The 26,255-nt window shown below is 32.2% G+C and carries 33 protein-coding genes; 32 read left to right on the top strand and 1 reads right to left on the bottom strand.

From position 1 onward, the window contains the following. The first annotated feature begins 286 nt into the window (after positions 1 to 286). From PP176A_RS02780 to PP176A_RS02935, 32 genes are all read left to right on the top strand, one after another. A complete protein-coding gene (locus PP176A_RS02780; protein ID WP_071138935.1) occupies positions 287 to 655 on the top strand; it encodes a DRTGG domain-containing protein in 369 nt (122 codons plus the stop codon). Continuing rightward, positions 652 to 1,080 carry an ATP-binding protein gene (locus tag PP176A_RS02785; protein WP_071138936.1) on the top strand — a complete coding sequence of 143 codons (429 nt, stop codon included), beginning with the start codon at positions 652 to 654 and terminating at the stop codon, positions 1,078 to 1,080. The genes PP176A_RS02780 and PP176A_RS02785 overlap by 4 nt, the downstream gene beginning before the upstream one ends. Positions 1,081 to 1,106: 26 nt before the next feature. Continuing rightward, a complete protein-coding gene (locus PP176A_RS02790; protein ID WP_071138937.1) occupies positions 1,107 to 2,396 on the top strand; it encodes a [Fe-Fe] hydrogenase large subunit C-terminal domain-containing protein in 1,290 nt (429 codons plus the stop codon). Next, positions 2,393 to 2,722, top strand: coding sequence for a DRTGG domain-containing protein (locus tag PP176A_RS02795; RefSeq protein WP_071138938.1), 330 nt, complete (start codon positions 2,393 to 2,395; stop codon positions 2,720 to 2,722). Before PP176A_RS02790 ends, PP176A_RS02795 begins: the two co-directional genes overlap by 4 nt. Position 2,723: 1 nt before the next feature. After that, on the top strand, positions 2,724 to 3,449 hold the full coding sequence (locus PP176A_RS02800; protein ID WP_071138939.1) for a PHP domain-containing protein: 726 nt from the start codon (positions 2,724 to 2,726) through the stop codon (positions 3,447 to 3,449). Further along, positions 3,446 to 3,997 (top strand): ATP-binding protein, encoded by a 552-nt coding sequence (locus PP176A_RS02805; RefSeq protein ID WP_071138940.1) that lies wholly within the window; start codon positions 3,446 to 3,448, stop codon positions 3,995 to 3,997. The genes PP176A_RS02800 and PP176A_RS02805 overlap by 4 nt, the downstream gene beginning before the upstream one ends. Positions 3,998 to 4,178: 181 nt before the next feature. Further along, entirely contained in the window at positions 4,179 to 4,568 is a 390-nt protein-coding gene (locus PP176A_RS02810; RefSeq protein ID WP_234958763.1) for a NusG domain II-containing protein, read from the top strand. Positions 4,569 to 4,583: 15 nt separating this feature from the next. Next, positions 4,584 to 5,108 carry a Gx transporter family protein gene (locus PP176A_RS02815; protein WP_234958765.1) on the top strand — a complete coding sequence of 175 codons (525 nt, stop codon included), beginning with the start codon at positions 4,584 to 4,586 and terminating at the stop codon, positions 5,106 to 5,108. A gap of 12 nt (positions 5,109 to 5,120) precedes the next feature. Further along, a complete protein-coding gene (locus PP176A_RS02820; protein ID WP_071138942.1) occupies positions 5,121 to 5,702 on the top strand; it encodes a nucleoside triphosphate pyrophosphatase in 582 nt (193 codons plus the stop codon). A 34-nt stretch (positions 5,703 to 5,736) separates the two neighbouring features. Then, positions 5,737 to 6,450 carry a RadC family protein gene (gene radC, locus PP176A_RS02825; RefSeq protein ID WP_071138943.1) on the top strand — a complete coding sequence of 238 codons (714 nt, stop codon included), beginning with the start codon at positions 5,737 to 5,739 and terminating at the stop codon, positions 6,448 to 6,450. A 24-nt stretch (positions 6,451 to 6,474) separates the two neighbouring features. Continuing rightward, on the top strand, positions 6,475 to 7,506 hold the full coding sequence (locus PP176A_RS02830) for a rod shape-determining protein (RefSeq protein ID WP_071138944.1): 1,032 nt from the start codon (positions 6,475 to 6,477) through the stop codon (positions 7,504 to 7,506). Positions 7,507 to 7,517: 11 nt separating this feature from the next. Next, the gene (mreC, locus tag PP176A_RS02835) at positions 7,518 to 8,357 is read left to right on the top strand and encodes a rod shape-determining protein MreC (RefSeq protein ID WP_071138945.1); all 840 of its coding nucleotides are present in this window, start codon (positions 7,518 to 7,520) and stop codon (positions 8,355 to 8,357) included. 14 nt (positions 8,358 to 8,371) lie between these two features. Then, complete coding sequence (gene mreD / locus PP176A_RS02840) at positions 8,372 to 8,872, top strand: rod shape-determining protein MreD (RefSeq protein WP_071138946.1); 501 nt, start codon at positions 8,372 to 8,374, stop codon at positions 8,870 to 8,872. A 2-nt stretch (positions 8,873 to 8,874) separates the two neighbouring features. Then, a complete protein-coding gene (locus PP176A_RS02845; RefSeq protein ID WP_083381748.1) occupies positions 8,875 to 12,216 on the top strand; it encodes a penicillin-binding transpeptidase domain-containing protein in 3,342 nt (1,113 codons plus the stop codon). An 86-nt stretch (positions 12,217 to 12,302) separates the two neighbouring features. Beyond that, on the top strand, positions 12,303 to 12,926 hold the full coding sequence (locus PP176A_RS02850; RefSeq protein ID WP_071138948.1) for a septum site-determining protein MinC: 624 nt from the start codon (positions 12,303 to 12,305) through the stop codon (positions 12,924 to 12,926). 16 nt (positions 12,927 to 12,942) lie between these two features. Continuing rightward, positions 12,943 to 13,737, top strand: coding sequence for a septum site-determining protein MinD (gene minD / locus PP176A_RS02855; protein WP_071138949.1), 795 nt, complete (start codon positions 12,943 to 12,945; stop codon positions 13,735 to 13,737). Positions 13,738 to 13,749: 12 nt separating this feature from the next. Further along, positions 13,750 to 14,028, top strand: a complete 279-nt coding sequence (gene minE, locus PP176A_RS02860; RefSeq protein ID WP_114218121.1) for a cell division topological specificity factor MinE — start codon at positions 13,750 to 13,752, stop codon at positions 14,026 to 14,028. A 124-nt stretch (positions 14,029 to 14,152) separates the two neighbouring features. After that, positions 14,153 to 14,824 carry a murein hydrolase activator EnvC family protein gene (locus PP176A_RS02865; RefSeq protein ID WP_071138951.1) on the top strand — a complete coding sequence of 224 codons (672 nt, stop codon included), beginning with the start codon at positions 14,153 to 14,155 and terminating at the stop codon, positions 14,822 to 14,824. Positions 14,825 to 14,927: 103 nt separating this feature from the next. Next, positions 14,928 to 16,763, top strand: a complete 1,836-nt coding sequence (locus tag PP176A_RS02870; RefSeq protein WP_071138972.1) for a TIGR03960 family B12-binding radical SAM protein — start codon at positions 14,928 to 14,930, stop codon at positions 16,761 to 16,763. Continuing rightward, on the top strand, positions 16,760 to 17,458 hold the full coding sequence (locus tag PP176A_RS02875) for a TIGR03936 family radical SAM-associated protein (protein ID WP_071138952.1): 699 nt from the start codon (positions 16,760 to 16,762) through the stop codon (positions 17,456 to 17,458). Before PP176A_RS02870 ends, PP176A_RS02875 begins: the two co-directional genes overlap by 4 nt. 22 nt (positions 17,459 to 17,480) lie before the next feature. Then, positions 17,481 to 18,701, top strand: a complete 1,221-nt coding sequence (locus PP176A_RS02880) for an Rne/Rng family ribonuclease (protein ID WP_071138973.1) — start codon at positions 17,481 to 17,483, stop codon at positions 18,699 to 18,701. A gap of 134 nt (positions 18,702 to 18,835) precedes the next feature. Next, positions 18,836 to 19,147 carry a 50S ribosomal protein L21 gene (gene rplU, locus PP176A_RS02885; RefSeq protein WP_071138953.1) on the top strand — a complete coding sequence of 104 codons (312 nt, stop codon included), beginning with the start codon at positions 18,836 to 18,838 and terminating at the stop codon, positions 19,145 to 19,147. A 4-nt stretch (positions 19,148 to 19,151) separates the two neighbouring features. After that, on the top strand, positions 19,152 to 19,499 hold the full coding sequence (locus PP176A_RS02890) for a ribosomal-processing cysteine protease Prp (RefSeq protein ID WP_071138954.1): 348 nt from the start codon (positions 19,152 to 19,154) through the stop codon (positions 19,497 to 19,499). A 3-nt stretch (positions 19,500 to 19,502) separates the two neighbouring features. Next, positions 19,503 to 19,793, top strand: a complete 291-nt coding sequence (gene rpmA, locus PP176A_RS02895) for a 50S ribosomal protein L27 (protein WP_071138955.1) — start codon at positions 19,503 to 19,505, stop codon at positions 19,791 to 19,793. Between the two features lie 210 nt (positions 19,794 to 20,003). Continuing rightward, positions 20,004 to 21,287, top strand: a complete 1,284-nt coding sequence (gene obgE, locus PP176A_RS02900; RefSeq protein WP_071138956.1) for a GTPase ObgE — start codon at positions 20,004 to 20,006, stop codon at positions 21,285 to 21,287. Positions 21,288 to 21,312: 25 nt separating this feature from the next. Further along, positions 21,313 to 21,495: a hypothetical protein gene (locus PP176A_RS02905; RefSeq protein ID WP_071138957.1), complete on the top strand. Its 183-nt coding sequence runs from the start codon at positions 21,313 to 21,315 to the stop codon at positions 21,493 to 21,495. 21 nt (positions 21,496 to 21,516) lie between these two features. Next, positions 21,517 to 21,807 (top strand): ribosome assembly RNA-binding protein YhbY, encoded by a 291-nt coding sequence (gene yhbY, locus PP176A_RS02910; protein ID WP_071138958.1) that lies wholly within the window; start codon positions 21,517 to 21,519, stop codon positions 21,805 to 21,807. Between the two features lie 46 nt (positions 21,808 to 21,853). Continuing rightward, complete coding sequence (nadD, locus tag PP176A_RS02915; protein WP_071138959.1) at positions 21,854 to 22,462, top strand: nicotinate-nucleotide adenylyltransferase; 609 nt, start codon at positions 21,854 to 21,856, stop codon at positions 22,460 to 22,462. Positions 22,463 to 22,477: 15 nt separating this feature from the next. Then, on the top strand, positions 22,478 to 23,050 hold the full coding sequence (gene yqeK / locus PP176A_RS02920; RefSeq protein WP_071138960.1) for a bis(5'-nucleosyl)-tetraphosphatase (symmetrical) YqeK: 573 nt from the start codon (positions 22,478 to 22,480) through the stop codon (positions 23,048 to 23,050). A gap of 7 nt (positions 23,051 to 23,057) precedes the next feature. Next, positions 23,058 to 24,008, top strand: coding sequence for an LCP family protein (locus PP176A_RS02925; RefSeq protein ID WP_071138961.1), 951 nt, complete (start codon positions 23,058 to 23,060; stop codon positions 24,006 to 24,008). 21 nt (positions 24,009 to 24,029) lie between these two features. Then, entirely contained in the window at positions 24,030 to 24,398 is a 369-nt protein-coding gene (gene rsfS / locus PP176A_RS02930; RefSeq protein ID WP_071138962.1) for a ribosome silencing factor, read from the top strand. A gap of 12 nt (positions 24,399 to 24,410) precedes the next feature. Next, entirely contained in the window at positions 24,411 to 24,791 is a 381-nt protein-coding gene (locus tag PP176A_RS02935; protein WP_071138963.1) for a RidA family protein, read from the top strand. A gap of 90 nt (positions 24,792 to 24,881) precedes the next feature. Here the strand turns inward: PP176A_RS02935 and PP176A_RS02940 are convergent, their stop codons facing one another. Next, on the bottom strand, positions 24,882 to 26,147 hold the full coding sequence (locus PP176A_RS02940; RefSeq protein ID WP_071138964.1) for a D-alanyl-D-alanine carboxypeptidase family protein: 1,266 nt from the start codon (positions 26,145 to 26,147) through the stop codon (positions 24,882 to 24,884). Between the last annotated feature and the right edge of the window lie 108 nt (positions 26,148 to 26,255).

The following is a 26,255-nucleotide window of genomic DNA, read 5'->3' on the forward strand; positions in this document are numbered from 1 at the left end:
GGTTTTTTCTTACTTATCAAAGGCAAACTATCGGGAATATATCCCTTATGTTACAGAGCATCAGGTATTTACAAATATTTTAAGCATCTATGGAATTTTTATTTTAGTATTTATCTGTTATTTATCAGTTACCTATACTCTGTTTAAACGGAATGTAATATCATGAAATTTATTTTTAATGGAGTTTATGATAATCCTTTATTTATGATATAATTTGAATTAAGATAAAATAAATTAACTATATAATTTTCACTTATGATGGTAAATATGGCAGGGAGGTGTAATATTGAAAATTAAAGAAATAAAGGAAATTTTAAATGCAGAAATCTTAACGGGAGAAGAATATCTCGACAGAGAGGTGAAGTATGCATTTAGTTCTGATTTGATGAGTGATATACTTGCTTGTGTGAATTCGGAAACTATACTTTTAACAGGACTTAATAATCCTCAAATAATGAAGGCGGCGGAGATGGTTGACCTGTCGGCAATTGTATTTGTTAGAGGGAAAAAGCCTGCAAGCACAATAATTGAGATAGCGAAAAAGAAGAACTTTGTTATAATGTTTACTGAAGAGACAATGTATACTGCATCTGGAAAATTATATAAGGAGAATTTAGAGGGACTTACTATTAAAAAGGAAGTTGGCAACCAATGAGCAATAATTTAATCAATATGGAGTATGAAGTAGCCAGAAATGATTTTGCTACTGCAGGGGATGCATCAAGCAATATAAAAAAGATTCTTGTTCAACTGGGAATTAATCCCCAAATAGTACGAAGGACAGCTATAGTTACTTATGAGGCGGAAATGAATTTAGTGATTCATTCTATTGGAGGGAAAATATTTGTAAATATTTCTCCAAAGGAAATAGAAATTATAGCTGAAGATAAAGGCCCAGGAATTGAAGATATTGATTTAGCTATGCAGGAAGGATATTCAACCGCATCTAATGATATAAGAGAACTTGGCTTTGGTGCAGGAATGGGACTTCCTAATATGAAAAAATTTTGTGATAAATTTGATATTGCTTCAGAAATTAATAAGGGAACAACTGTAAATATGAAAATATATATTAGCTAATAAAATTGGATTAGGTGGTATGAAAAATGAGAGAATATTTTCATTCCGTAGTATTGAATGATGAGAAATGCATAGGGTGTACAAATTGCATGCGACGATGCCCTACAGAAGCCATAAGGGTCAGAAATAAAAAGGCTGTTATTACAAAGGAAAGATGTGTTGATTGCGGAGAATGTATAAGAGTATGCCCAAGTCATGCACAGAATTCTGTTACAGATGACTTAAGTAGATTAAAGGAGTTTAAATTCAATATAGCTATTCCAAGCATATCTTTATATGGACAATTTAACAGCAGCGTAGATATGGACAGGGTATATGAGGGAATTCGGGAAATAGGTTTTGATTGTGTTTTTGACGAAGGAATAGCAGCTGATATATTGACTAATGTTATTAAGCATATGATTAACAAGAAAGATATTCGCAAACCTATTATATCTTCTATGTGCCCGGCAATATTAAGGCTTATACAAGTTAAATTTCCTTCTCTTATAGAAAATATAGTTAATGTCGAATCTCCGATGGAAATAGCGGGAAGATTGGCAAGAGAAGCTGCAGAGAGACAATATGGTTATAAGTCAGAAGAAATAGGAGTATTTTGTTTGGCATCATGTCCTGCAAAGGTTACCAGCATCATGAAACCCATAGGAATAGAGAAGTCTTCATTAAACGGAGCTATTGCAATAAATAAGATATATGGCCCAGTTGCTGAAAAGATGAAGAGGATTGAGTCCTGTAATCATTATGAAAAAGGGACTGTAAATGGGATAAGCTGGGCAACGGTAGGGGGGCAGAGTAAATCCATTGGAATAGATAATTATATTGCAGTAGACGGAATTGAAAATGTAATAGGAGTATTGGAGAAGATGGAACTTGGAAAGCTTGATAGTGTAGTGTACTTTGAAGGGTTAGCTTGTATGGGAGGATGTGTAGGAGGGCCTTTAAATGTGGAAAATCCCTTTATAGCTAAAAGTATTATTGAAAGGTTATCTTACTATACAGGATATAATGTAACCGCTACTAAATATACTGATGAAGATTATATTAAGAAGATATTAGAAAATGGAATTATAAATTGGACAAATAAAATTGAACAGAAGGGAATATTGAATTTAGATGAGGATATAAATAGGGCGATGGAAAAATTGGCAAGAATGAAAAGAATAGAAAACGCATTACCGGGACTTGACTGCGGTTCTTGCGGAGCTCCAACTTGTCATGCTTTGGCAGAAGATACCATAAGGGGTTTTGCCCAAGTAAAAGATTGCATATTTATAAAGGATTTGAAAAAATTAAATGATGATGGAGGAGAAATATGAAACTTAAAGATATAGCTGAAAATTTAAAATTGGAAGCAATAGGGGGATTTGATGAAAACAGAGAAGTCGACGGAGCATATATAGGAGATTTGTTAAGTGTTGTGATGGCCAATGGAAAAGAAAACAATATTTGGATTACCATTCAGACTCATATTAATATTATTGCAGTTGCTGTTTTAGTAAATATGTCCGGCATAATCATAGCTGAAGATATGGAAATTGATAAAAATACTGTTGAAAAAGCTAAAGAGGAAAAAGTAGCTTTATTTAAATCTAAACTTACCAGTTATGAAATTGCCTGTCAATTAAATAATTTGGGTATTTAATATGAAATATTCTTTTGATATGCATATACATTCGTCTTTATCTCCATGTGCATCTGATGATATGACGCCTAACAATATTGTGAATATGGCATATATAAAAAAGCTCAATATTATTTCCATAACGGATCATAATTCAATGATAAATGTAAGTTCAGCAGAAAAAATTGCATATAAAAGAGGAATACTATTGATACCGGGAATGGAAGTAAATACGAAAGAAGAGGTTCATATTCTCTGTTATTTTAGGAATATTGAAGAAGGATTGGAATTTGGGAAACTGATATATGATAGTATTCCTGACATAAAAAATGCAGAAAAATTTTTTGGACAACAGCTGGCATTAGATGAAGAGGATTCTGTAATATATAGGGAAGAGAAGCTTCTTACCAGTGCCAGCAGCTATTCTATAGATGAAATAGATAAATTAGTTAAGAAATATAACGGAATAATTGTTCCTGCCCATATAGACAGGAAATCTTACAGTATACTGTCTGTCCTCGGATTTATTCCAAAAAATTTAGACATATCCACTGTGGAAATTTCTTCTGAATGCAATGAAGAAATGATAGAAAAAATGAACATAAAGGGTATTTATAATATCATTACAAATTCGGATGCCCATGATTTATGGCAAATAAATGAAGCCGAAAATTTTATGGAATTGAGCAGTTTAAATTTAAATGAAGTTTTTAGGTATCTAAGAAATGAGGAGAAACGGATAAAATGAAAGAACTGTCACTTCATGTTTTAGATTTGGGAATAAATTCTATAGATGCTGAAGCAAATAAAATAACTATAGTAATAAATGAAGATACGAAAAATGATATCTTATCTGTTGAGATAGATGATGACGGTAAGGGAATGGATGAATATACTGCCAATAATGCGGTTAACCCTTTTGTAACAACGAGAAAGACAAGAAAAGTAGGACTGGGAATTCCATTAACCGAGCAAGCTGCTAAACAGTGTGGCGGAGATTTTAATATTGAATCTGTGAAAGGCAAGGGAACAAGGATAAAATTTTCTTTCAAATATTTTCACATAGACAGGGAACCCCTTGGAAACATGGGACAGACAATAATGACTTTAATCAACACAAATAAAGACGTAGATATTTATTATAAACATATTTATGACAAAAATGAGTTTATCTTCGATACAATACAAATAAAGAAAATTCTTGGTTCTGTTGATATAAACAGTCCCGATATATTGCTATGGATAAGGGATTACATTAACGATAATATAGCTGAAATTAAGAAAAAGATGTATTAATGATTCCATGGAAAACTTTTTTATACAATTGTCCTTTGATTTTGTGGATTTTATAAATACCCTATGAAGTAGTTGGGGTATTTTTTGTTTATATATTTTTACATAAAATTGTAGCTTGTAAATGAAAAATATAAATGGTAAACTAATTATGTATAATACCTAATTCATTTATAATGGAAAGGTGTTTCTATTGACAAAAGGAGATAAATATTTAATAATCATTATTATAATCATAAGCCTAATTTCTATTATATATGTGGAAAGAGATGCAACATCATATAATTCAAAATATATTAGTATTCAAGTGAATGGGAAGGAGTACAAAAAAATTACTTTTAATCCGAAAATGGTAGGAAAAACCATACCAATTAAAACGAAATACGGTTATAATTTAATAGAAATAGGGGATAAAAAAGTTAGAGTAATTGAGGCAGATTGTCCTGATAAATTAGATGTGAAGCAGGGATATATTTCTAAGCCTGGAGAAACGATAGTTTGCTTGCCGAATAGACTAATAATTGAAATCAAAGGAGAAAATGGTGAAAATGAAATAGATTATCTTAGCTATTAAGAAAGCGGGGTATTTGTGAGAAATATAAGGAGTATGTTGTTTTTGGCATTGCTGGTTTCTATGGGATTGGCATTAAGTATTATAGAATCCTTTATTCCTGTCCCTTTTATTATACCTGGAGCTAAACTGGGACTTTCCAATATTGTCATATTGATAACTTTAGTATTATTTGGCTTTAAAGAAGCATTAATTGTAGGAATATTGAAGAGTATAGCTTTTGTGTTAAGTACAGGAAGTGTTTCCAGTTTAATATATAGTTTATTGGGTTCGGTTTTTAGTTGCCTAATTATGTATTTTGTCTATAAATACTTTTCCAATATATTTAGTCTTATTGGAGTAAGTATATTTGGGGCAGTAGCTCATAATGTTTCTCAAGTGGCAGTGGCAAGTCTGATAATGAATAATTTTAAGGTATTTTCTTATTTACCTCCATTGCTTCCCGTAAGTCTTCTTACAGGATATTTTGTTGGTCTTTCTTCAATTTATATTAATAAAAATTTAGAAAAAAATTTTAAAAAAATAGGAATTAATAGAGATTAGGTGGTATTATATATGAGAAAAGTAATATTGGCATCCTCTTCTTCAAGGAGAAAGGATATTCTTTCTAAATATAAGATTGACTTAGAAATATATCCTAGTTTTATAAATGAAAAAGTAAGGGGAAATTTTAGTCCGGAAGAAACGGTTATGTCATTATCATTCGAGAAAGCCAAAAGTGTTGAAAAATATTTTAAAAATCACGAAATAATAATCGGAGCTGATACTGTTGTTTATATAGATAATATGATATTGGGAAAACCTAAAGATGAGCAGGATGCCTTTAATATGATAAAACTGTTGAGTGGGAGAGAACATAATGTAGTAACTGGGATATCAATTATAGAGGCAGATTCAAATATTAAAATTATAGATTATGAGAAAACAAAGGTAGTGTTTAGAAAATTAAGTGATGATAAAATCAAAAATTATATAGAAACCAATGAATATGAGGATAAAGCTGGAGGATACGGAATACAAGGATATGGAGAAATATTAGTTGAAAGAATTGAGGGATGTTATTCTAATGTAGTAGGTATGCCGGTTTTTAAACTTGATTATCTTTTAGAAAAATATTTTAATATAAGTTTATTATGAAAAAACATTATTTTCAAGGAGAGTAGAAAATCCTATGGAGAAAAAAGATGTAACCTTAGGGAATTATACGATTAAAAGCTGGCCTGTTTCAGAGAGACCAAGGGAAAAGCTTCAAAGGCATGGTGTAGGTTTTTTATCTAATTCGGAGCTTTTGGCCATAATCATAAGAACCGGGCATAAAGATGATACCGCTATGGACTTGGCTCAGAAGATATTATCCATGGATCAAAACGGAATCGGATATTTGTCTGATGTTAAACAGGAAGAGTTAACTCAAATCAAGGGAATCGGATATTGTAAAGCAGCACAGATAGTCGCTGCAGTCGAACTGGGAAAGAGAATTTCATCTCAATATAATTATAATATGGAAAAAATCCAGGTAAGTTCTCCTGAGGTTTTAGTAAATCTGCTTATGGAGGAGATGAGATATTTAAAAAAGGAATATTTTAAAATAGCGATATTAAATACAAAGAATAATATAATAAGTATTGAAACAATTTCTGTTGGAAATTTGAATTCTTCCATTGTGCATCCTCGGGAAGTTTTTAATTTGGCTATTAGAAAGAGTGCAAATTCCATTATTTTAATACATAATCACCCAAGTGGAGATCCAAATCCCAGTCCTGAAGATATCAATATTACTAATAGACTAATAGAAGCGGGTAATATTGTCGGGATTACGGTGTTAGACCATATAATAATTGGTGATAATAGATATGTAAGTTTTAAGGAAAGAAGTATAATTTAAGGAGAAGAAAGGAAGGAACAATATATGGGCTTATTCAGTAGTTTTACGAAAGATATGGGTATAGATTTAGGAACAGCAAATACTTTGGTATATATGAAAGGAAAAGGAATAGTATTGAGAGAGCCTTCTGTAGTAGCAATTCAGACAAATACAAAGCAGGTTTTAGCAGTAGGCGAAGAGGCAAAGAAAATGATAGGCAGGACTCCGGGACATATAGTAGCTATAAGACCTTTAAAGGACGGAGTTATTGCTGATTTTGATATAACGCAGAATATGCTTAAATATTTTATAAGAAAAGCAATTCAGAAGAAAACAATATTTCAGCCGAGAGTGGTAATATGTGTTCCATCAGGTGTTACCGAGGTGGAAAAGAGAGCTGTAGAAGAAGCTACTATTCATGCAGGAGCAAGAGAGGCTTATTTAATAGAAGAGCCTATGGCCGCAGCAATAGGAGCAGGTCTTCCTGTTCACGAAGCAACCGGAAGCATGATCGTAGATATAGGAGGAGGTACAGCGGAAGTTGCAGTCATATCTTTGGGAGGAATAGTTACCAGCCGTTCTATAAGAATTGCCGGAGATGAATTAGATGAATCTATCGTATATTATATTAAGAAGGAATATAATTTGATGATTGGTGAAAGAACAGCGGAAGAAGTGAAAATTTCCATTGGTTCGGCTGATATTAAGGAAAAAGAAACGAAGATGAGTATACGAGGAAGGGATCTGATAAGCGGACTTCCGAATACTATAGAGATAAGTTCTTCAGAGATATATGAAGCAATGAAGGAGCCGGTTAATAATATAGTAGAGGCTATAAAATTTACTCTTGAGAAGACTCCTCCGGAACTTGCATCTGATATAATGGAGCAGGGAATAACATTAAGCGGAGGCGGAGCTTTACTTGATGGGATTGATAGGCTTATAAGCCGAGAAACGGGAATGCCTGTATATATAGCGGAAAACCCCTTAGATTGTGTGGCTTTGGGGGCGGGGAAAACTTTAGGCAGCATAGATGTGCTTAAAAGGACGTCGTCCAATAATAATAGAATTGGTTAGTGGTGATAATTATGTCATTTCTAAAAAAATATGGAGATAGAATGATAGTTATTTCAATTACTATCATTCTAATAGCCATCATCGGGTTAACGGGTTCTGAAAGAATGCAGCTGACTTCCGTGGAGAGAATAATAGGAAATATTTTTTCTCCGGTGGAAAAAGTTTTTTCTGCTGCAAGTAATAAGGTTGTTAATGGAATAGATTCTGTAAAGAATGTTTTTCGTTTAAAGGAGGAAAATGAAAACCTCAGAAAAAAAGTAGCAGAATTAGAAAATAAAAATAGGGAATATGAAAATATTATTTCTAAAGCAGATTATCTTCAGAAAGAAGAACAGCTATTAAATAATACAAAATATAATTTGGTAGGTGCTAATATCATTGCAAAAGAACCTGGAAATTGGTTTGACAGATTTGTTATAGATAAAGGACTAAAAGATGGAATAAAAAAGGGTGACACAGTTGTTCAGGGAATAGAAATTGAAAATAATGTTGTGCAAGAAGGATTGGTAGGAAGAGTTTCAGATGTAGGAGATAATTGGGCAAAGGTTATATCTATAATAGATGAAAATAGTGATATTTCTTATAAGATAATAAGAACTCAAGACGGAGGGATTTTATCGGGAAGTGTTGATGGAAAGTTGTCAGGATATTTATTTGACAGTGATGCAGATATAGTTAAAGGAGACAAGCTTTTTACTTCCGGACTTGGAGAAGGTTTTGTGAAAGATTTATATGTCGGAGAAGTGACCGAAGTAGAAAAAGATGAAAAAAATTTGATGAAAAGTATTTTAGTGGACCCGGCCATAAATTTTAAAAAGATATATAAAGTATATATAATTATTAATAAATAATGAGGGGTAGAAATTTGCGCTGGTTAATTATTTTATGCATTGTTATTTTCAACTTCATATTGCAGAGTACGGTTATTCCACATATAGCAGTATTAGGGGTTGTTCCTAATACTGCCTTGATAATTGTAGTATCCCTAGCTATTTTGAACGGAAAAAGGGAGGGAGCTGTGGTAGGGATAATCGCAGGATTTCTTCAGGACATTTTTTTTAGCCCTGTACTTGGGGTAAATGCTCTTATATATTTTTTAATAGGATATTTTATTGGAATTATGGAAACTAAAATATATAAGGATAGCTTAATCGCACCTTTTATTTTTATTTCCCTGGGAACGGTTATATATCATCTCCTGTATTTTATAATAATGTATTTTCTATCAATGAATTCTTATTTTTATGATCTTATAAGAAATGTTATAATTATTGAAATAATATATAATGTTATTTTATCAATTCCATTATATAAATGGTTATTGAAGAAATTTACTGTTTCTTCCATTAAATTTGGAGGGAAATAGAGGTGAGTTCTGTGAAACTTATTGATAAATTAAAGGACAGATATAACATACTAATGATTTTTATCTTTGCAGTATTTTTTGTTCTTTTTTTTCAATTGGCAAGATTAACAATAGTTCAGGGAGATTATTATAGGGATATATCCGATAATAAAAGACTGAAAGAAATTTCCATTACCGCACCGAGAGGAGAAATCAGGGACAGGTATGGACGGCTGTTGGCAGGGAACAAGCCAAGTTTTACTGTTCAGATTTTAAAAGATGAATTGAATTTAAAGGATAAAAAAGAAAGAAATAAAACAGTATTAAATTTGTCAAGACTTTTAGAGGAGGATGGCGTTAATTATATAGATGAGTTTCCTATAGAAATGAATGTTTTTAAATACAAAAATGAAGACTCATATAATAATGAGAACCAAGATCCGGAAGAAAAAATCATTGATATAATAATTAATAATAATTTTCTTCATCAAATATTAAATACATTTTATGTTGATAACGAAAATTTTAAGTTCTTAACAGGGAATAAAGCTATTCATGCTCTGCAGAGCAAAGGAATAGATATGCCTATAGAAATTTCTCTTGCTGACGGAGGGGTTGTTTTTAATTTTGAGGAGGGGAAAGACATAGATGAATGGAAGACGGAGAACAAACTGCCTCTTAAATCATCTCCCGAGGAATGTATACTTAGCCTTATAGGTAATGACAGAAACATTATAAGAAAAATAATAGATCATCCTATATCCAGACAATTAACTTATGATTTATTAAAAAGTAAAGGATATGTAGACGATATTGAAATTCAGCCTTTTGATTTAACATTTGACGAGGAATATGAGAGTCAGAAAAGATCTCTCATGAAAAAATATAATAATATAACGATGAAGAGTAGTGCAAAAGATGATTTCGTGAATATAGTAATGCAGACTTCCGTTAATAATTTATTGGAAAAGGTAGTAGAGGAAAAAGATGATAAGGGCAAAGTTACGGAGACTATAATTCCGGGTAAAATATTAATTTCCAAGATCGAAGAGAAGAATGTTAAATGTCCCGTTACTTATGAGTTGAATGAGGAAAAGACGGGCTTGATTTACAAATTCAAAGACAATAGTTCTTCAGGCTCTGATACACCTATAAACGTTTTAATAGAGCTGGGTAAAAAAACAGGTGCGTTAAAAGAAACCATATTGGATAAGAAAGTTAAAAATATTGCTCAGGAAGTTTTGCTGAATAATGGTGTTAATCCTAAGATATCCGTTTCAAATTTACAATATGTAAGTATAAATAATAAAAATAATTGGTTTAGCCAATTTAATATTCCAAAAAAAAGCAGTGCGGAAGAAGCTTTTTACTTTTTGAGAGATAAATTTGAAATAGATAAAAAACTTAGCGAATATGAAGTAAGACCTATGCTTTTAATATTGGATCAGTTGAACAGCCAAGGCTATAGAGCTTATCAACCGATTAATATCGCATATGGGATAAAGGATTCAACTGTAGCAAAATTGGAAGAGGGAAAAATGGATATGTCAGGTGTTCAGGTTTCTATTGAACCGATAAGATATTATCCCCTCGGGAATACTGCATCTCATATATTAGGATACTTAGGAAAGATATCTCAATCTAATGAAATAAAAAAATACGTTGAAGAAAACGGCTATTCTCCCAATGATATAATAGGAAAAACGGGAATAGAAGAAAAGTATGAAGATCAGATGAAAGGAAAAGAAGGCAAAAAAATTGTGGAGGTTGATGCCTTTGGAAATACAATTAATACAATCAGTCAGGAAGATCCCACACCGGGAGATAATTTATATCTTACTATCGATGCGAAGCTACAAGAGGTGGCAGAAGTTGCTCTTAAAAAGGGCATAGAAGCAATTCAAAAAGGCGGAGTTTACGAAAGCAAGTGGGGAAATTATAAGTTCGGAATTAATAAGAGTAAGGGAAGACCTTATGTTAATGCAACAAGCGGAGCTTTGGTTGCCACAGATGTAAAAACCGGAGAAATATTGGCCTTAGCCAATTATCCGGACTATGATCCAAATATGTTTTCCACAGGAATATCAAATTCAGATTGGGAAAGCCTCTTTCCCGAAAACGAGGAGGACACTTTAGCACCAAGGCCTTTATACAATGTTGCTTTACAAACGGCTATTCAGCCTGGGTCCACTTTTAAGATGGTTACCGCTATGGCGGCTTTGGAGAAAGGTATGGATCCTAATAAGACCATCAGAGATATGGGTTATGTAGATATAGGCAATAAGAGATTTACATGCCTGATATGGAAAAATGGCAGAGGAAGTCATGGAAATGAAAATGTATATAATGCTATAAGAGATTCCTGTAACTATTACTTTTATACCTTAGCTCTCGGAAAAAATCAAAGGACAGGAGAAAGTATTGGAATTAAGCTGGATATTGAGGATATCACCAATATGGCTAAAAAATTTGGGTTGAATGATAAAACGGGAATAGAAATAGATGTTCCGGCGGAAGCTCATGGTGGAGTTCCTGATCCAAGTAAAAAGATTGCAAGTACTAAGGGCATTTTAAAAAGATATCTTAAAGAAAACATAAATAAATATGTAAAAGATGGCGTAAAATTAGACGATAAGGATTTAGAAGAAGTAATAAATGAAATAATCAGTTGGGTAGGAAATGAAGAGCTTTTATCCAGAACGGAAGTAATAAAAAGATTGGATAAAATGGGAATAGATCCTGAAAAAAGGCTTGAGGGAGAAAGAGAAGGGTTAGCCGATAAAATTAAATATACTTATTTAAATCAGGCAGGTTGGAATATAGCCGATACTCTTAATATTACTATTGGACAAGGGCAAAATTCTTATACTCCAATACAGATGGCAAATTATATAGCCACTTTGTCAAACGGAGGATATCTTCATAAGATGTCAGTGGTTGACTCAATAAAAAATTATGATAATTCTGCAGTGGAATATAAAAGAGAAGATTCGGGTCAGAAGATAAAGCTTAACGATTATGAGAATTTGGAACGTGTTAAATATGCGATGAGAAAGGTTGCCGTAGAAGGTACGGCAAAGAGCATATTTTCTAAATTCCCAGTGAAAGTGGCTGCTAAAACGGGAACGGCACAAAAAAGCGGTATTAATCCCGTTACATTGGATACCTATGATGATTATGCATGGTTTGTGGCCTTTGCACCATACGATGACCCTCAGATTGCCATATCGGTAGTAATATTTCAAGGAGGAAGCGGAGGTTATGCCGGCCCAATAGCAAGAGATGTTATAGCTGAATATCTTGGTCTAAATGAAGAGGAAGAACAAAAAGAAGTGTTACCAATAGAAAATGAATTGTCAAGGTAGTCCACCTTCCAATTCATTTTTTAATAAAGAAGGAATTACAAATTAAATGAAGAATATTAATAGTGTTATTTGTTGGAGGTCTGCAGATGAGCAATGAGTTGGTTTCTTTTAAGGGAACAAGAAATGGAATATGTATATATATAAAGGATGGGAATTTTTCTTTAATAAAAAATGAGTTAGATAGGAAGCTGAAAAGGTCGAATTCATTTTTCAAAGGAGGGAGAATATCTGATATTAAGGGAAAAGCTTTAACAGAAGAAGAAAAAAGTGAAATTAAGGAATTAATAAATGATAAATATAAATTGGACATCAATGAAAATGCTTTAGCTTCGGAAAACTTAGAGGAAGGTTTTCTGAGGGATGAAAGTGAAGGAATGACAAAATTTATTACTACCACTGTGAGATCTGGACAAACTATAGAGTATTCTGGCAATTTAGTAATACTGGGAGATATAAATCCGGGAGGGATGATATCGGCTAAAGGCAACATTGTAGTACTTGGACATTTGAGAGGAATTGCTCATGCCGGAGTAGATGGAAACAAAAAAGTTTTTGTTGCCGCTTACGAGTTAAACCCTACCCAACTTAGAATAGCTGATATTATTGCAAGAAAACCCGATGGGGAAGTGAATATTTCAAAATGGCCTGAAATAGCCAGAGTATGTGATGGAGAAGTGGTAATAGAGCCTTATTTACTTAAGAATAAATAGTAGAGGAGGAGAAAGTATGGGCAAAGTTATTGTTGTGACATCTGGTAAAGGAGGAGTAGGTAAAACTACTACCACAGCAAATATAGGTACTGGATTAGCATTACTTGAAAAGAAAGTAGTAGTAGTGGATTCAGATATAGGACTGAGGAATCTTGACGTAGTAATGGGATTGGAGAATAGAATTGTTTATGATATAGTAGACGTAGTAGAAAAAGTTTGCAGATTAAAGCAAGGGTTAATAAGAGATAAAAGATATGAGGGTTTATATCTTCTTCCTGCTGCTCAAACGAAGGATAAAACCGCAATAAATCCTGAACAAATGTTGGAACTATGTAATAATTTAAAAGAAGAATTTGAATATGTAATAATAGATTCTCCTGCCGGTATCGAACAGGGATTTCAAAATGCAATTGCAGGAGCGGATGAAGCTATTGTTGTAACTACACCGGAAATATCAGCGGTAAGAGATGCAGATAGAGTAATAGGTTTGTTGGAATCAAAGGGCTTACATAATCCAAGGCTTATAGTTAACAGAATTCGCCAAGATATGGTTAAAAAGGGAGATATGATGAATATTGATGATATAATAGACATTTTGGCAATTGAGCTTTTAGGGGTTGTTCCAGATGACGAAGCCATAGTTATTTCTACTAACAAAGGTGAGCCGGTAGTTACTGATCAAAATGCTCGTTCAGGGATGGCCTATAGAAATATTGCAAGAAGAATACTCGGAGAGAAAGTAGATTTTCTTGATTTAAATACCGATGAGGGAAAATTTAATAAAATATTGAAAATTCTTTTTGGAAGGTAAGGGGGGATTTTTTTGGATTTATTAAGATTTTTTAGTAAAAGTAGCTCGAACAGTAAAAACATTGCTAAAGAGAGATTAAAACTTGTTTTAGTACATGATAGAGGAGATTTGTCGCCTAAATTTCTTGAAATGATTAAAGGAGATATAATAAGGGTAATCTCTGAATATGTAGAAATTGATAAGGACGGATTGGATATCAAGATGACAAGAACCAGGAGGGAAACTGATAATATGCCTATTCCGGCATTGGTAGCCAACATTCCCATATTAAAGATTAAAAATAAATCATAATAGTGTTTGTAAGCCCTAACTGCGGAGGTTAGGGTTTTTTTAAGATAAAAAGAAGAATATTATTAGTAATAAAACCTGTCTGTTTAAAATATTCTATTAATATATTGATAGGCAGGTGGATAATATGAATATTAAAAATTTAAACAAAATTTTTAGGATAAATACGCAATTTTATAAGGACAGAAGATTTTATGAAAAACAGATAAAAAGAATGATTATCATTTTAATAATAATCATTATCATTTTAATTTTAAAAAGGATTAATTCTAATTTTTCCAATAATGTTATAAGGATTATAGATAAAGGGGTTAATTATAAATTTGAAATTAAAAAGGACGGTAAAAAGATAATTGATTTTGCTAAAAACAAGATTAAGATACCTGATAAAATTGTAACCGTGTTCAACAGTTTTCAAGGGAAAGAGGAATATATTGTTCCGATGGAGGGAAAAATATATAAATACTTTGGAGAAGGGAAACAAGTAAAAAATAAGGTTTTTAACAACGGAATTGATATAATTCCTGCAAGTGAAGGAGTAGCTTATTCTATCGGCGACGGAACCGTATCAGATATTGAGGACAAAAATAGTTTGGGATATTTTGTTACCGTAGATTATGGAGAAATCAGTGCCGTTTACGGTCAGATGAAAGAAGTTCATGTTGAAAAAGGGGACAAAGTCGCTAAAGGACAAAAGATTGGAAGCCTTGGAAACCTTAAAGAAGGAAATAGATATTTACATTTTGAAATACGAGTGAAGGGGGAACCTGTAAATCCGGAAGAATATATTAATTTTTAAAAGCAAAATCATCTTGATTTTGCTTTTAATCTATTAAAAAAGTATAAAAAGTGGTATTATATTACTTATGAAAAATAGGAAGGTGGAGGATTAATTGATTAATGTGGAGAAATTGGATAAGATTCTTCCTATAGTAGAAAAACCTGCAAGATATATAGGAATGGAATTGAATTCCGTTAAAAAGGATTTAAACAATATAAATGTCAAATTTGCATTTGCTTTTCCAGATGTTTATGAAGTTGGAATGTCTCATTTAGGCCTTCATATTATTTATAATTTATTGAACAAAGAAGATGATATTGCCTGCGAAAGGGTGTTTGCCCCTTGGCCTGATATGGAAAATGGAATGAGGCGAGAAGGGATTCCCCTGTTTACTCTTGAAAACAAGGTTCCTATAAATGAATTTGATTTTGTAGGATTTACCCTTCAATATGAAATGAGCTATACCAATATTATCAATATGCTTGATCTTGGCGGTATTCCTATAATTTCGGAAGACAGGACAGAGGAAGATCCTTTTATTATAGCCGGCGGGCCTTGTGCTTATAACCCGGAACCTTTGTGGGAAATAATGGATTTTTTTGTTATGGGGGAAAGTGAAGAAGCTTTTTTTGAGATAACCGAAAAATTTAAAAAGTGGAAAAAGGAAAGTAAATCAAGAGATGAATTTTTAAGAGAAGTTTGCTTAATAGAGGGAGTATATGTTCCTAAATTCTATGAAGTTTCTTATAATGATAACGGAACAGTAAGAGAATTTATACCTAAGTATAATAATGTTCCTTCTAAAGTTAAAAAAAGAATAATCAAGAATCTTGATAATGTATATTATCCCGATAAGTTGATAGTTCCATATATAGATATAGTACATGACAGAGTACCTGTTGAAATATTTAGAGGCTGCAGCAGAGGCTGCAGGTTTTGTCAGGCAGGAATGATATATAGGCCTGTAAGAGAAAAAAAAGTAGATACTATTGTAAGAACTGCAGAAGAACTAATATTAAAAACCGGATATGATAATGTTTCACTTACTTCCTTGAGTTCCTGTGATTATTCTCAGCTGGAAAATCTGATTAAAATACTTATGAAAAAATTCGAAAAGGATGATGTTGGAGTATCCCTTCCGTCTTTAAGATTGGATTCTTTCCAATTAGATGTAATACAAGAAATCGAAAAAGTAAGGAAAACGGGTTTGACTTTTGCTCCGGAAGCAGGAAGTCAAAGGCTTAGAGATGTAATTAATAAGGGAGTGACAGAAGAAGACCTTATAAGGACATCCACTTATGCTTTTAGTGAGGGCTGGTCATCCATTAAGCTGTATTTTATGATTGGACTTCCCACCGAGACGGATGAGGATATCCTGGGAATAAAGGATTTATCTTATAAAGTAAAGGACTTGTTTTTTGCTACACCTTCCGAAAGGAGAAAAGGAAATTTGAGAATCACTACAAGTGCCGCGTGTTTTGTACCAAAGCCTTTTACACCTTTTCAGTGGGTGGGACAGAATTCCTTAGATGAATTTAACAGAAAAATTTCCTTATTGAGAAATAGTATAAGGGATAAGAAGGTAACATTTAATTATCATGACCCTAAGTTGAGTTATTTAGAAGCAATTCTTGCCAGAGGAGACAGAAAAATAGGTAAGGTCTTAATAAGGGCTTGGGAAAAAGGATGTAAGTTTGATGGTTGGGGTAATTTATTTAAATTTGATAAATGGATGGAAGCCTTTAAAGAAATGAATATAGATGGAGATTTTTATGCATTGAGAGAAAGAAAAACCGATGAGGTGCTTCCTTGGGATTTTATAGATATAGGGGTATCAAAGAAATATCTGATTAGGGAGTATGAAAAATCTCTAAAGGGCGAATTGACAAAAGATTGTAGATTAGCCTGCAACGATTGCGGAATCAAAGAAAGTTTTTCGGGTGGTGTATGTGATTGAATTTAAGAATTAAGTTCACTAAAAAAAATTATTTGAAATATATCTCTCATTTGGATCTGATGAGATTGTTTCAAAGAGCATTTAAAAGGTGTAATATGCCGGTTAAACATACTGAAGGATTTAATCCTCATCTTAAGTTTTCTATAGGGGCACCTTTGTCCTTAGGAATATCAAGTGATGGAGAGTATATGGATGTCGATTTGGAAAGGAAAGTTTCCATAGATGAATTTATAAAATCCATGAATAAAGTATTGCCTGAAGATATTAGAATTATTTGTGGAAAATATGTGGAGGATAAACCGTCTTTGTCCTCCGTTATACAGTGGAGTTATTATAAAATAGAATTTAAAATCAAAGAAGAATTGACAGAAGACGAAATTAAAAAACTTATGAAGGATTATCTAAATTGCGATAGCATTGAATTTGTGAAAGAAAGGAAGAAAAAAGGGAGATTACAGCAAAAGATTGAAAACATAAGACCTCAAGTTGGAAATATCGTCTTAAAAAATAAAGAAGACAGGATAATTGTTTTAGATGTTTTACTTAAAACATCAGAAAATGGAAATTTAAAACCTAAAGATTTTCTTTCCTCGTTTATTGATTTTTATCATTTGTCCTTGGATGATTATTGTGTAAATATTCATAGGATTGATATGTATGGAGAAAAAGAAAATTCCATATTCAACATTATATGAAATGACAGGGGGCATCTTTTTTATGAATTATATCTTAATATATTATAATAACAAAAAAACCGAGGTAGCCATATTGGAAGAGGATAAATTAGTTGAATATTATATAGAAGAAGAACCGGAAGATGAAATTGTGGGAAATATATACAGGGGAAGAGTGAAAAATGTACTTCTGGGTATGGAAGCAGCATTTGTTGATATAGGAATTGGTAAGAATGCTTATTTATATATAAAAGACGTAATTCCCAAACCCATGATTTCTTCCGGTAAAAATGTTTCCATTGGGGAAGCGTTAAAGGCAGGGCAAGAAATAATAGTTCAGGTAGTTAAAGAATCATTTCAAAACAAGGGACCTAAGGTTACAACTCATATTACTATTCCCGGGAAGTATTTGGTCCTTACTCCTTTTAATAATAGAATAAATATATCTAAAAAAATAGAGGACAAAGAGGAAATAAGAAGGCTTTTTAATATAGCTAAGGAGATTAAAGTTGAAGGTATCGGGATGATCTTGAGAACGGCTTCTATGGGAGCTGATAAGGAGGAAATAAAAAAAGAACTGAAATTTCTTATGGGTATATGGAGAAGAATTGAAATGGAAAAAAATTTTCTTCCCTGCCCTAAGTTATTATATAAGGAAATGGATATCACCCAACGAATTGTCAGAGACGTGATACTAAATAATATGGATAATGTTATTGTAAATGACAGGAAAATATATAAAAGCATATCGAAATTAGTGAAATCGGTTTCTGCAGATTTGACAGACAAGATAATATTAGATGAAAATTTGGATATTATGAGTTTTAAAAATGTAGGAGAAGAATTAAGCAGAGCATTAAAAAGGACGGTTAAATTAAAAAGCGGAGGATATATAGTTATTGATGAAACGGAAGCACTGACGGCAATAGATGTAAATACGGGAAAATATACAGGGGATTTAAGTTTGGAAAGTACTGTGTTTAATACTAATATGGAGGCAGCGGAAGAAATAGGTAAGCAGATAAGATTAAGGGATATCGGAGGAATAATAGTCATTGATTTTATTGACATGAGAAACAAAAAGGATATAAATTTAGTTATGGAAAAGATGAAAGAAGTATTGAAAAAAGACAGAACGAAAACAAATTTATATGGAATAACGAATTTGGGCCTTGTTGAAATGACAAGGAAAAAAGCAAGGAATACTCTGTCATCAAAGCTTACTTCCATATGTCCTATGTGTGGAGGAAGAGGAAGAATATAAAAAGTAAAATTTCAAAGATTGTTGACAAAAAAGTTTTATTTTGATACAATTTAATCTCGGAAGTAGCCGCTCGATGAAGGTATTAAAGCTTAGGCACCTTGCATCGGCGAGACTGGTTAGAGGAGGTGTTTTTTATGTATGCTGTTATTGAAACAGGTGGAAAGCAATATAAGGTTAAAGAAGGAGATATAGTACTTGTTGAAAAAATTGACCTTCAACAAGGAGAAAAAGTTGAATTTGAAAAAGTGCTTTTCATAGCGAAGGATGATGATTCGGTAATCGGAAATCCGTATATAAGCGATGCTAAAGTTGAAGGTACTGTTTTGGAACAAGGCAAGGGCAAGAAAATAATTGTATTCAAATATAAGCCGAAGAAGAATTATAGAAAAAAACAAGGCCATCGTCAACCATATACAAAGGTTAAAGTAGAAAAGATTGTAGGTTAATGCCGTGATTAAAGTTAAAATTTTGAGAAATAGTGAAGGAGGTATAGTAGGATACAATGTTGAAGGCCATTCTGGTTATTCCCGTAAAGGGAGAGATATTGTATGTGCTGCTGTGTCAATACTAACTCAAAATTCACTTATAGCTTTACATGAAGTATGTGGTGTCGATGAAGAGAATATTAAATACTATATTGATGATAAAGAAGGAATATTGAAAGTTTTGCTTCAGGGAAATCTGAATGAGGTACAAAGAAATAATGTTTATATAGTTTTAAGCACTATGGAATTGGGAATTAAAAATTTGATGGAAAGTTACCCTGAAAATGTAAGGCTTGAGGATGAGGAGGTGTAATTAATGATAAAATTGAATTTACAATTGTTCGCTCATAAAAAAGGAGTAGGAAGTTCAAGAAACGGAAGAGACAGTGAATCTAAAAGACTCGGAGTAAAAAGAGGAGACGGACAATTTGTTTTGGCCGGAAATATATTGGTACGCCAAAGAGGAACTAAAATTCATCCGGGAATTAATGTAGGAAGAGGCGGAGACGACACATTATTTGCAAAGATAGACGGAGTAGTTAAATTTGAAAGAAAAGGAAAAGATAAAAAGCAGGTAAGCATATATAAAAAAGAAGAGTTGGCCTAAGTTCGCATTTACTTTTTTAACAAGCTTTGTAAAGATTGCGGTGTTTTTTCTGAGACGAGGAGAAATCAGAGAAGATACCGCATAAATTTTTGTTAAAAGAAAACAATAAAAGAGAAATATTTCTATAAATATTGACAGACCATGTAAAATTGATATAATTAAATTACTAAAGAACAAGGTAATATTGAAAATAAAAGTAGGGATGATTATATGTTTATTGATTCAGCCAGTATATTTGTCAAAGCAGGAAAGGGCGGAAATGGAGCAATTTCTTTCAGAAGAGAAAAGTTTGAGCCCTCAGGTGGCCCTTACGGGGGAGACGGGGGAGATGGAGGAAGTGTAATTATTGAGTCCAGTGAAAGTATCAGAACTTTAATGGATTTTAGATATAAAAGAAGATATATAGCTGAGAATGGAGAAGATGGAAAAACAAAAAAGCAGTATGGGAAAAAAGGAAAGGATCTTCTAATTAAAGTTCCTGCAGGAACTTTAATTAAAGATGGAGAAACAAAGAAAGTAATAGCGGATTTAAAGGAAGCAAATCAAAGGTTTATTATTGCTAAAGGTGGAAAAGGTGGTAAGGGAAATGCCAAATTCGCTACTTCTACCAGACAAGCACCGAGGTTTGCTGAAGCTGGTGAAAAGGGGGATGAAAAAAATATAATACTGGAACTAAAACTTTTGGCTGATGTAGGATTGGTAGGTTTTCCTAATGTAGGCAAATCGACGATTTTATCTATATTGTCATCTGCTAAACCTAAAATTGCGAATTATCCTTTTACTACGTTAGAGCCTAATTTAGGGGTAGTATATATTGGAGAAGGAGAAAGTTTTGTTATGGCAGATATTCCGGGACTAATAGAAGGAGCTGCCGAAGGAGTAGGATTGGGGCATGATTTTCTTCGCCATATAGAAAGAACAAGGCTTATAGTTCATGTATTGGACGGCTCTGCTTCTGAAGGGAGAGACCCTTTGAATGATTTTTATAAAATTAATGATGAGCTGTTTAAATACAATGAAAAATTATCGGATAAATATCAAATTGTAGTTTTAAATAAAATGGATATTCCGGGTGCAATGGAAAGAAGCTTTTCCATTGAAAATGAACTTAAGGAAAAAGGTTTTGAGGTATTTAAAATATCTTCGGTTACTAAGGAAGGAATAGATGCCCTTAAATATAATATATGGAACAGGTTGCTCAAAATAGAAAGGGATTATAAAACTTTTGACGAAGTGTTAGAATTTAGTGGAGAAGAAGGTAATAAAAATAATAAAGATGACATAATAGTTAAAAAGGAAAATGAGAAGTATATTGTAGAAGGAAGTTTTGTTGAAAAACTTTTATACTCAACTAATTTTGATGATATTGATTCACTTAGATATTTTCAGAATACTATGAGAAAGAGGGGAATAGTAGATGAGTTAAAAAGGTTAGGCATACGGGAAAACGAATCGGTATTCATCTGTGATCATGAATTCGAATTTTTTGAATAGATAAAATGGAGGTTAGAAAGGTTTTATGGAATGTATGAATTGTGGAAATTGTAAAGAAAATCAGCCTACCTATTATTGCCTTGCGAAGGGGGAAGTTGTTATAAATAAGAATTATGTACCAGAAGAAAAGTCCAGATCAGGGTGGAAAAAGGGAACTAAAGGTTATGAAATCCATAGAAGAAAAACCAGAAAAGAAGTAGAAGTTTAAAGATAAGAAGGAGTGTTCCTATTGTTAACAGGGAAGCAAAGAAGCTTTTTAAAAGCTATAGCAAATAGTATAGAACCAATTTTTCAAATAGGTAAAAATGGAATTACCGATAATTTTATTAAACAAGTGGATAGTGCATTGGAATCAAGAGAAATAATTAAAATTAAAGTATTGAATAATAGTTTTTTGGAGACAGATGAAATGGCAAAAAAAATTTCAGAGTTAGTAGGAGCAGAATTTGTTCAGAGTATAGGGAATAAATTTATTATTTATAGAGAGTCTAAGGAAAAAAAGAAAATAGAACTTCCATAAAGATTGGCTTTGCCAATCTTTATATGTGTATTGGAGGGATTTATATATGAAGAGCAATAAGATAGGTATTATGGGAGGTACTTTTGACCCTATACATATTGGACATTTAATAATCGCTGAAGAATCGAGGGTTAATTTTGATTTAGATAAGATAATATTTGTTCCTACAGGAGAACCACCCCATAAAAATCTTAAGAATGTAACTTCAGCAAAGCATAGATATGAAATGACTCTTCTTTCCATTATGCACAATCCTTATTTCTATATATCAGATATAGAAATAAAAAGAGAAGGGCTAACTTATACTATAGATACAATTAGATATTTCAAAAAGAGGTATCCGAAATCCGAGATATTTTTTATTATTGGAGCTGATTCTTTAATAAATATAGATAAATGGAAAAATTCAGAAGAACTGTTAAGAGAAAGTAAGTTTATTGTTGCTAAAAGAGTAGGTATAGAATATTCTCTTCTTGAAGAGAGAATAAATGAGATTAATGATAAATATTCTAAAATTGTATTTTCAGTTACAACCCCATATATTGATATTTCTTCCACGGATATAAGAAAAAGAGTAAAAAATGGAGAGAACATAAAGTATTATTTACCCTTGGATGTTGAAGCTTACATAAAGAAAAATAGGTTGTACAGATAATTAAGAGGTGTTAAAATGATAGAAAAATGGATTGAAAAAAGGCTTATAGACGATATAGGCTATAAAAGATATATTCATTCTGTAGGGGTTATGGAAACAAGCGTGAAACTATCGAAGATATATAACTGTAATATGGATAAGGCTCGAATGGCAGGTTTACTTCATGATTGCGGGAAATTGCAGGATAAAAAAAATTATTTGAAAATGATTGATGATTTTGATATAATTTTAGATAATGTTATGGAACATAATATAGACCTTATCCATGGATCCCTTGGGGCTAAAATAGCAGAAAAGGTGTACGATGTTCATGATAAGGAAATATTGAGCGCGATATATTATCATACTACTGGAAAGGAAAATATGTCCTTACTTGAAAAAATAGTATATATAGCAGATTATATTGAACCGAACAGAGATTTTGAAGGAGTAGAACGTGTTAGAGAATTGGCTTTTGTGGATTTAAATGAAAGCTTGATACAATCTATGGATAATACTATAAAGTATATTGTAGACAAGAAAATATTGATTCATCTTGATACAATTAAAGCAAGAAATTATCTTATATTAGAAAAAGATTCGGAGTGAGGTCGAAATGAAGAAAAAATTTTTGAGAACGTTCTTAGTTTCTTTCTTGGCATTTGTATTGATTTATTCAGGGGCTATTTATTATTGGATTAATTTTAAGAAGGATGGTAATGATGAAAATGGAGGTAATTTTTTAACGAGGCTTGCAGATGATCAGGATGAACTTACTTTTTTATTGTTGGGTATAGATTCTAAAGATATTACTAAAAGGGATAAGGAAAGATCCGATACTATGATGCTTTGCAAAGTCGACAAATCAAGTGGTCAAGTATCAATACTTTCGATTCCGAGGGATTCAAGAGTTGTTATAAGAGGAAGAAAAAATGAAGAAAAGATCAACCATGCTCATGCTTATGGAGGACCGGAATTATCCGTGAAAACCGTAAGAGATTTATTGGGTATAGATTTAGATTATTATGTCAGAGTAGATTATAAATTAGTTAAAGATGTTGTTGAGTTAATAGGCGGAGTAGAAATGAATGTCCCTATGGATATGAATTATGACGATCCTACTGCGGATCCTCCTCTTCATATTCATTTGAAGGAAGGAAATCAGGTTCTTGATGGGGACAAGGCTATGGAATTTTTAAGATACAGAAAGGGATATAAAGATCAAGATTTAGGAAGAATAAAAGCACAGCAGGAATTTGTTAAGGCTGCCATAAGCCAGGCTTTAAAGCCCAGTAATATTACAAAAGTTCCAGGGATGATTAAGAGCTATTATTCCAATGTGGATACAAATATTCCTTTTGATTTGTTAACGAAATTTGCTTTGAAGTTTAATAAAATTGATGTTGACAATATACAAACAGCGACTCTTCAAGGCGAACCGAAAACCATAGACGGAGTATCCTATTATGTGTTATATAAAGAGGAGAATGAAGACATAGTTAACAATATGTTCTTGGAACATAAAACTGTAGAAAATCAATCTGAAGATTTGACAGAACCAAATTAATATTTACAGGAGGTATAGTGGTTGGAAGATATTGACAAGAGAATATCTATAATAGTTAAAGCGTGTGATGATAAAAAAGCTTTTAATATTAAAACATTGAATATATCAAAATTGACGTCCATTGCTGATTATTTTATAATAGCAAGTGGGAATTCTACTACTCAGGTTGCCGCTATTTCAGATGAAATAGAAGAAAAGATGAGTGATAATGGTTTTAATGTATTTCATAAAGAAGGCTATAGGTCAAGCAGATGGATTCTTTTGGATTTTGGAGATATTGTTGTTCATGTTTTTCACAGGGAGGACAGAGAATTTTATAATTTGGAAAGGCTTTGGTCCGATGGAGAGGAAATTGACAACGATCATTTTTTAAATGCAATAAAATTGTAGGGGGAGATATTTATGAGTAAATCTTATGTATCAACAAATAAAGCACCTTCGGCAATAGGACCTTATTCTCAGGGGATAGTATCGAATAATGTGATTTTTACATCAGGCCAGTTGCCTATAAATCCTGAGAATGAGAAACTTATAGAAGGTAATATTAAGGAAGCTACAAAACAATGTATTGAAAATATTAAGGCAATACTTGCTGAAGCCGGTTTTACATTAGAGGATATAGTAAAGATAACTATTTTTATAACTGATATGAATAATTTTGGCTTTGTAAACGAAATATATGGAGAATATTTTAATAAGCACAAACCTGCAAGAACTTGTGTTGAGGTAAGCAAATTGCCGAAGAATGCAGAAATTGAAATAGAGGCAACAGCATTTAAATAAAAAAGGTTTTTATTGAAACATTAATAAGTAGGAAGGACATGACTTTCTTATGGTTAAAAAAATCCCGTTTATCTAACGGGATTTTTTTATTTAGAGGTAATTGTTTCTTCTCCTTTTTCTTCTTTTTCTTTTATTGTATTTTATTATTTTTCTTAATAATAAGATAGAAAATAATACCAATATAAGTATCCATAAATTATGGAATATGAAAGTTGTAAAGATTTTAGTTGTGGGTATTTTTTCAACATTGACAGTGGATACAACATTTACTTTTCCTATGGATTTTCCACCTAAAAAATATTCTATATTTCCTAAAACCGCTCCTTTTTTTATAGGAGCTTCAATCGTTTTGGAAATATTTATCTTTTTTTCTATTTTATCAGAAGACCCCTTAGGAACCAATGTACTTAAATTTTTATCGGTAACTCCCGCAACAAGGTCTAAAGATCCATCGTCTATTTCTATATTTTTAATAAATTCGTTTTTAAAGGAGAGATTGATCTCGTTGAAATTGTCAAAACCGTAGTCCAATAACTTATGGGTATCCGAATATATATTTTTTCCTGTTGACTTCAGTACTACCGAAATTAAATATCTGCCGTTTCTCACGGCAGATGCCACAAGACATTGCTGAGCGGCATTAGTAAAGCCTGTTTTTATACCGATTATACCATCATATTTAATAGGAACTAATTTGCCGCTTACATCAATTTTTTCATTACTATATAACAATCTGTTATTTGATTGCAGATGTCGTGGCTCATCTTTTTTGTTTGTCTTTGGTATTGTATATGTATAGTTTTTAACGATACTTCTAAAGGTATCGTTTTTCATTGCATATTTAGCCATCATAGCTAAATCGTAAGCAGTGGTCTGATGTGATTCGTCAGGCAGACCGTTAGGATTATTAAAATGTGTATTTAGTGCTCCCACTTCTTTTGCCTTTTTATTCATCAAATCTACGAAACTCTCAACGCTTCCTGAAATATATTTGGCAATGGCAACAGCAGAATCGTTGGCGGATTGAATCAAAAGAGCACGAAGAAGATCGTGTAGTGTCAATTGTTCTCCGGGTTCTAAAGCAATATGGGACCCGTCAGTCCTATCTACAACTTCTTCATCAATGGTGATAACGTCTTCGGGATTTCCCAATTCGATAGCTAATATTCCTGTCATTATCTTAGTAGTGCTGGCAGGGTAGAGAAGCTTGTGAGGATCTTTTTCATATAAAATTTGGCCTGTATCCCCATCTATTAGGATAGCGCTCTCTCCAGTAATGGATAAATCATCAGCAAATGTATAGCTATAACTTGTTATTAATAATAGAAATAAAAAAAACGATATTATTTTCTTCAAACTTTCCACCTACCTTTTTTTTGTACTTATTTAAGTATACCAAAAAAAATGTTTTTTTTTAATAGTATGTATAATTTTTTAATATGGACAAATTTTTTAAAAAAAGAG

It is taken from the genome of Sporanaerobacter sp. PP17-6a (genome assembly GCF_900095615.1).
Classification (GTDB): domain Bacteria; phylum Bacillota; class Clostridia; order Tissierellales; family Acidilutibacteraceae; genus Acidilutibacter; species Acidilutibacter cellobiosedens.

Excerpts from the sequence above, each read along its gene's own strand:
- PP176A_RS02785 (WP_071138936.1), top strand. The coding sequence starts at position 652 with ATGAGCAATAATTTAATCAATATGGAGTATGAAGTAGCCAGAAATGAT.
- PP176A_RS02790 (WP_071138937.1), top strand. The coding sequence starts at position 1,107 with ATGAGAGAATATTTTCATTCCGTAGTATTGAATGATGAGAAATGCATA.
- PP176A_RS02795 (WP_071138938.1), top strand. The coding sequence starts at position 2,393 with ATGAAACTTAAAGATATAGCTGAAAATTTAAAATTGGAAGCAATAGGG.
- PP176A_RS02800 (WP_071138939.1), top strand. The coding sequence starts at position 2,724 with ATGAAATATTCTTTTGATATGCATATACATTCGTCTTTATCTCCATGT.
- PP176A_RS02805 (WP_071138940.1), top strand. The coding sequence starts at position 3,446 with ATGAAAGAACTGTCACTTCATGTTTTAGATTTGGGAATAAATTCTATA.
- PP176A_RS02820 (WP_071138942.1), top strand. The coding sequence starts at position 5,121 with ATGAGAAAAGTAATATTGGCATCCTCTTCTTCAAGGAGAAAGGATATT.
- radC (WP_071138943.1), top strand. The coding sequence starts at position 5,737 with ATGGAGAAAAAAGATGTAACCTTAGGGAATTATACGATTAAAAGCTGG.
- PP176A_RS02830 (WP_071138944.1), top strand. The coding sequence starts at position 6,475 with ATGGGCTTATTCAGTAGTTTTACGAAAGATATGGGTATAGATTTAGGA.
- mreC (WP_071138945.1), top strand. The coding sequence starts at position 7,518 with ATGTCATTTCTAAAAAAATATGGAGATAGAATGATAGTTATTTCAATT.
- PP176A_RS02850 (WP_071138948.1), top strand. The coding sequence starts at position 12,303 with ATGAGCAATGAGTTGGTTTCTTTTAAGGGAACAAGAAATGGAATATGT.
- minD (WP_071138949.1), top strand. The coding sequence starts at position 12,943 with ATGGGCAAAGTTATTGTTGTGACATCTGGTAAAGGAGGAGTAGGTAAA.
- PP176A_RS02865 (WP_071138951.1), top strand. The coding sequence starts at position 14,153 with ATGAATATTAAAAATTTAAACAAAATTTTTAGGATAAATACGCAATTT.
- PP176A_RS02880 (WP_071138973.1), top strand. The coding sequence starts at position 17,481 with ATGAATTATATCTTAATATATTATAATAACAAAAAAACCGAGGTAGCC.
- rplU (WP_071138953.1), top strand. The coding sequence starts at position 18,836 with ATGTATGCTGTTATTGAAACAGGTGGAAAGCAATATAAGGTTAAAGAA.
- rpmA (WP_071138955.1), top strand. The coding sequence starts at position 19,503 with ATGATAAAATTGAATTTACAATTGTTCGCTCATAAAAAAGGAGTAGGA.
- obgE (WP_071138956.1), top strand. The coding sequence starts at position 20,004 with ATGTTTATTGATTCAGCCAGTATATTTGTCAAAGCAGGAAAGGGCGGA.
- PP176A_RS02905 (WP_071138957.1), top strand. The coding sequence starts at position 21,313 with ATGGAATGTATGAATTGTGGAAATTGTAAAGAAAATCAGCCTACCTAT.
- nadD (WP_071138959.1), top strand. The coding sequence starts at position 21,854 with ATGAAGAGCAATAAGATAGGTATTATGGGAGGTACTTTTGACCCTATA.
- yqeK (WP_071138960.1), top strand. The coding sequence starts at position 22,478 with ATGATAGAAAAATGGATTGAAAAAAGGCTTATAGACGATATAGGCTAT.
- PP176A_RS02925 (WP_071138961.1), top strand. The coding sequence starts at position 23,058 with ATGAAGAAAAAATTTTTGAGAACGTTCTTAGTTTCTTTCTTGGCATTT.
- PP176A_RS02935 (WP_071138963.1), top strand. The coding sequence starts at position 24,411 with ATGAGTAAATCTTATGTATCAACAAATAAAGCACCTTCGGCAATAGGA.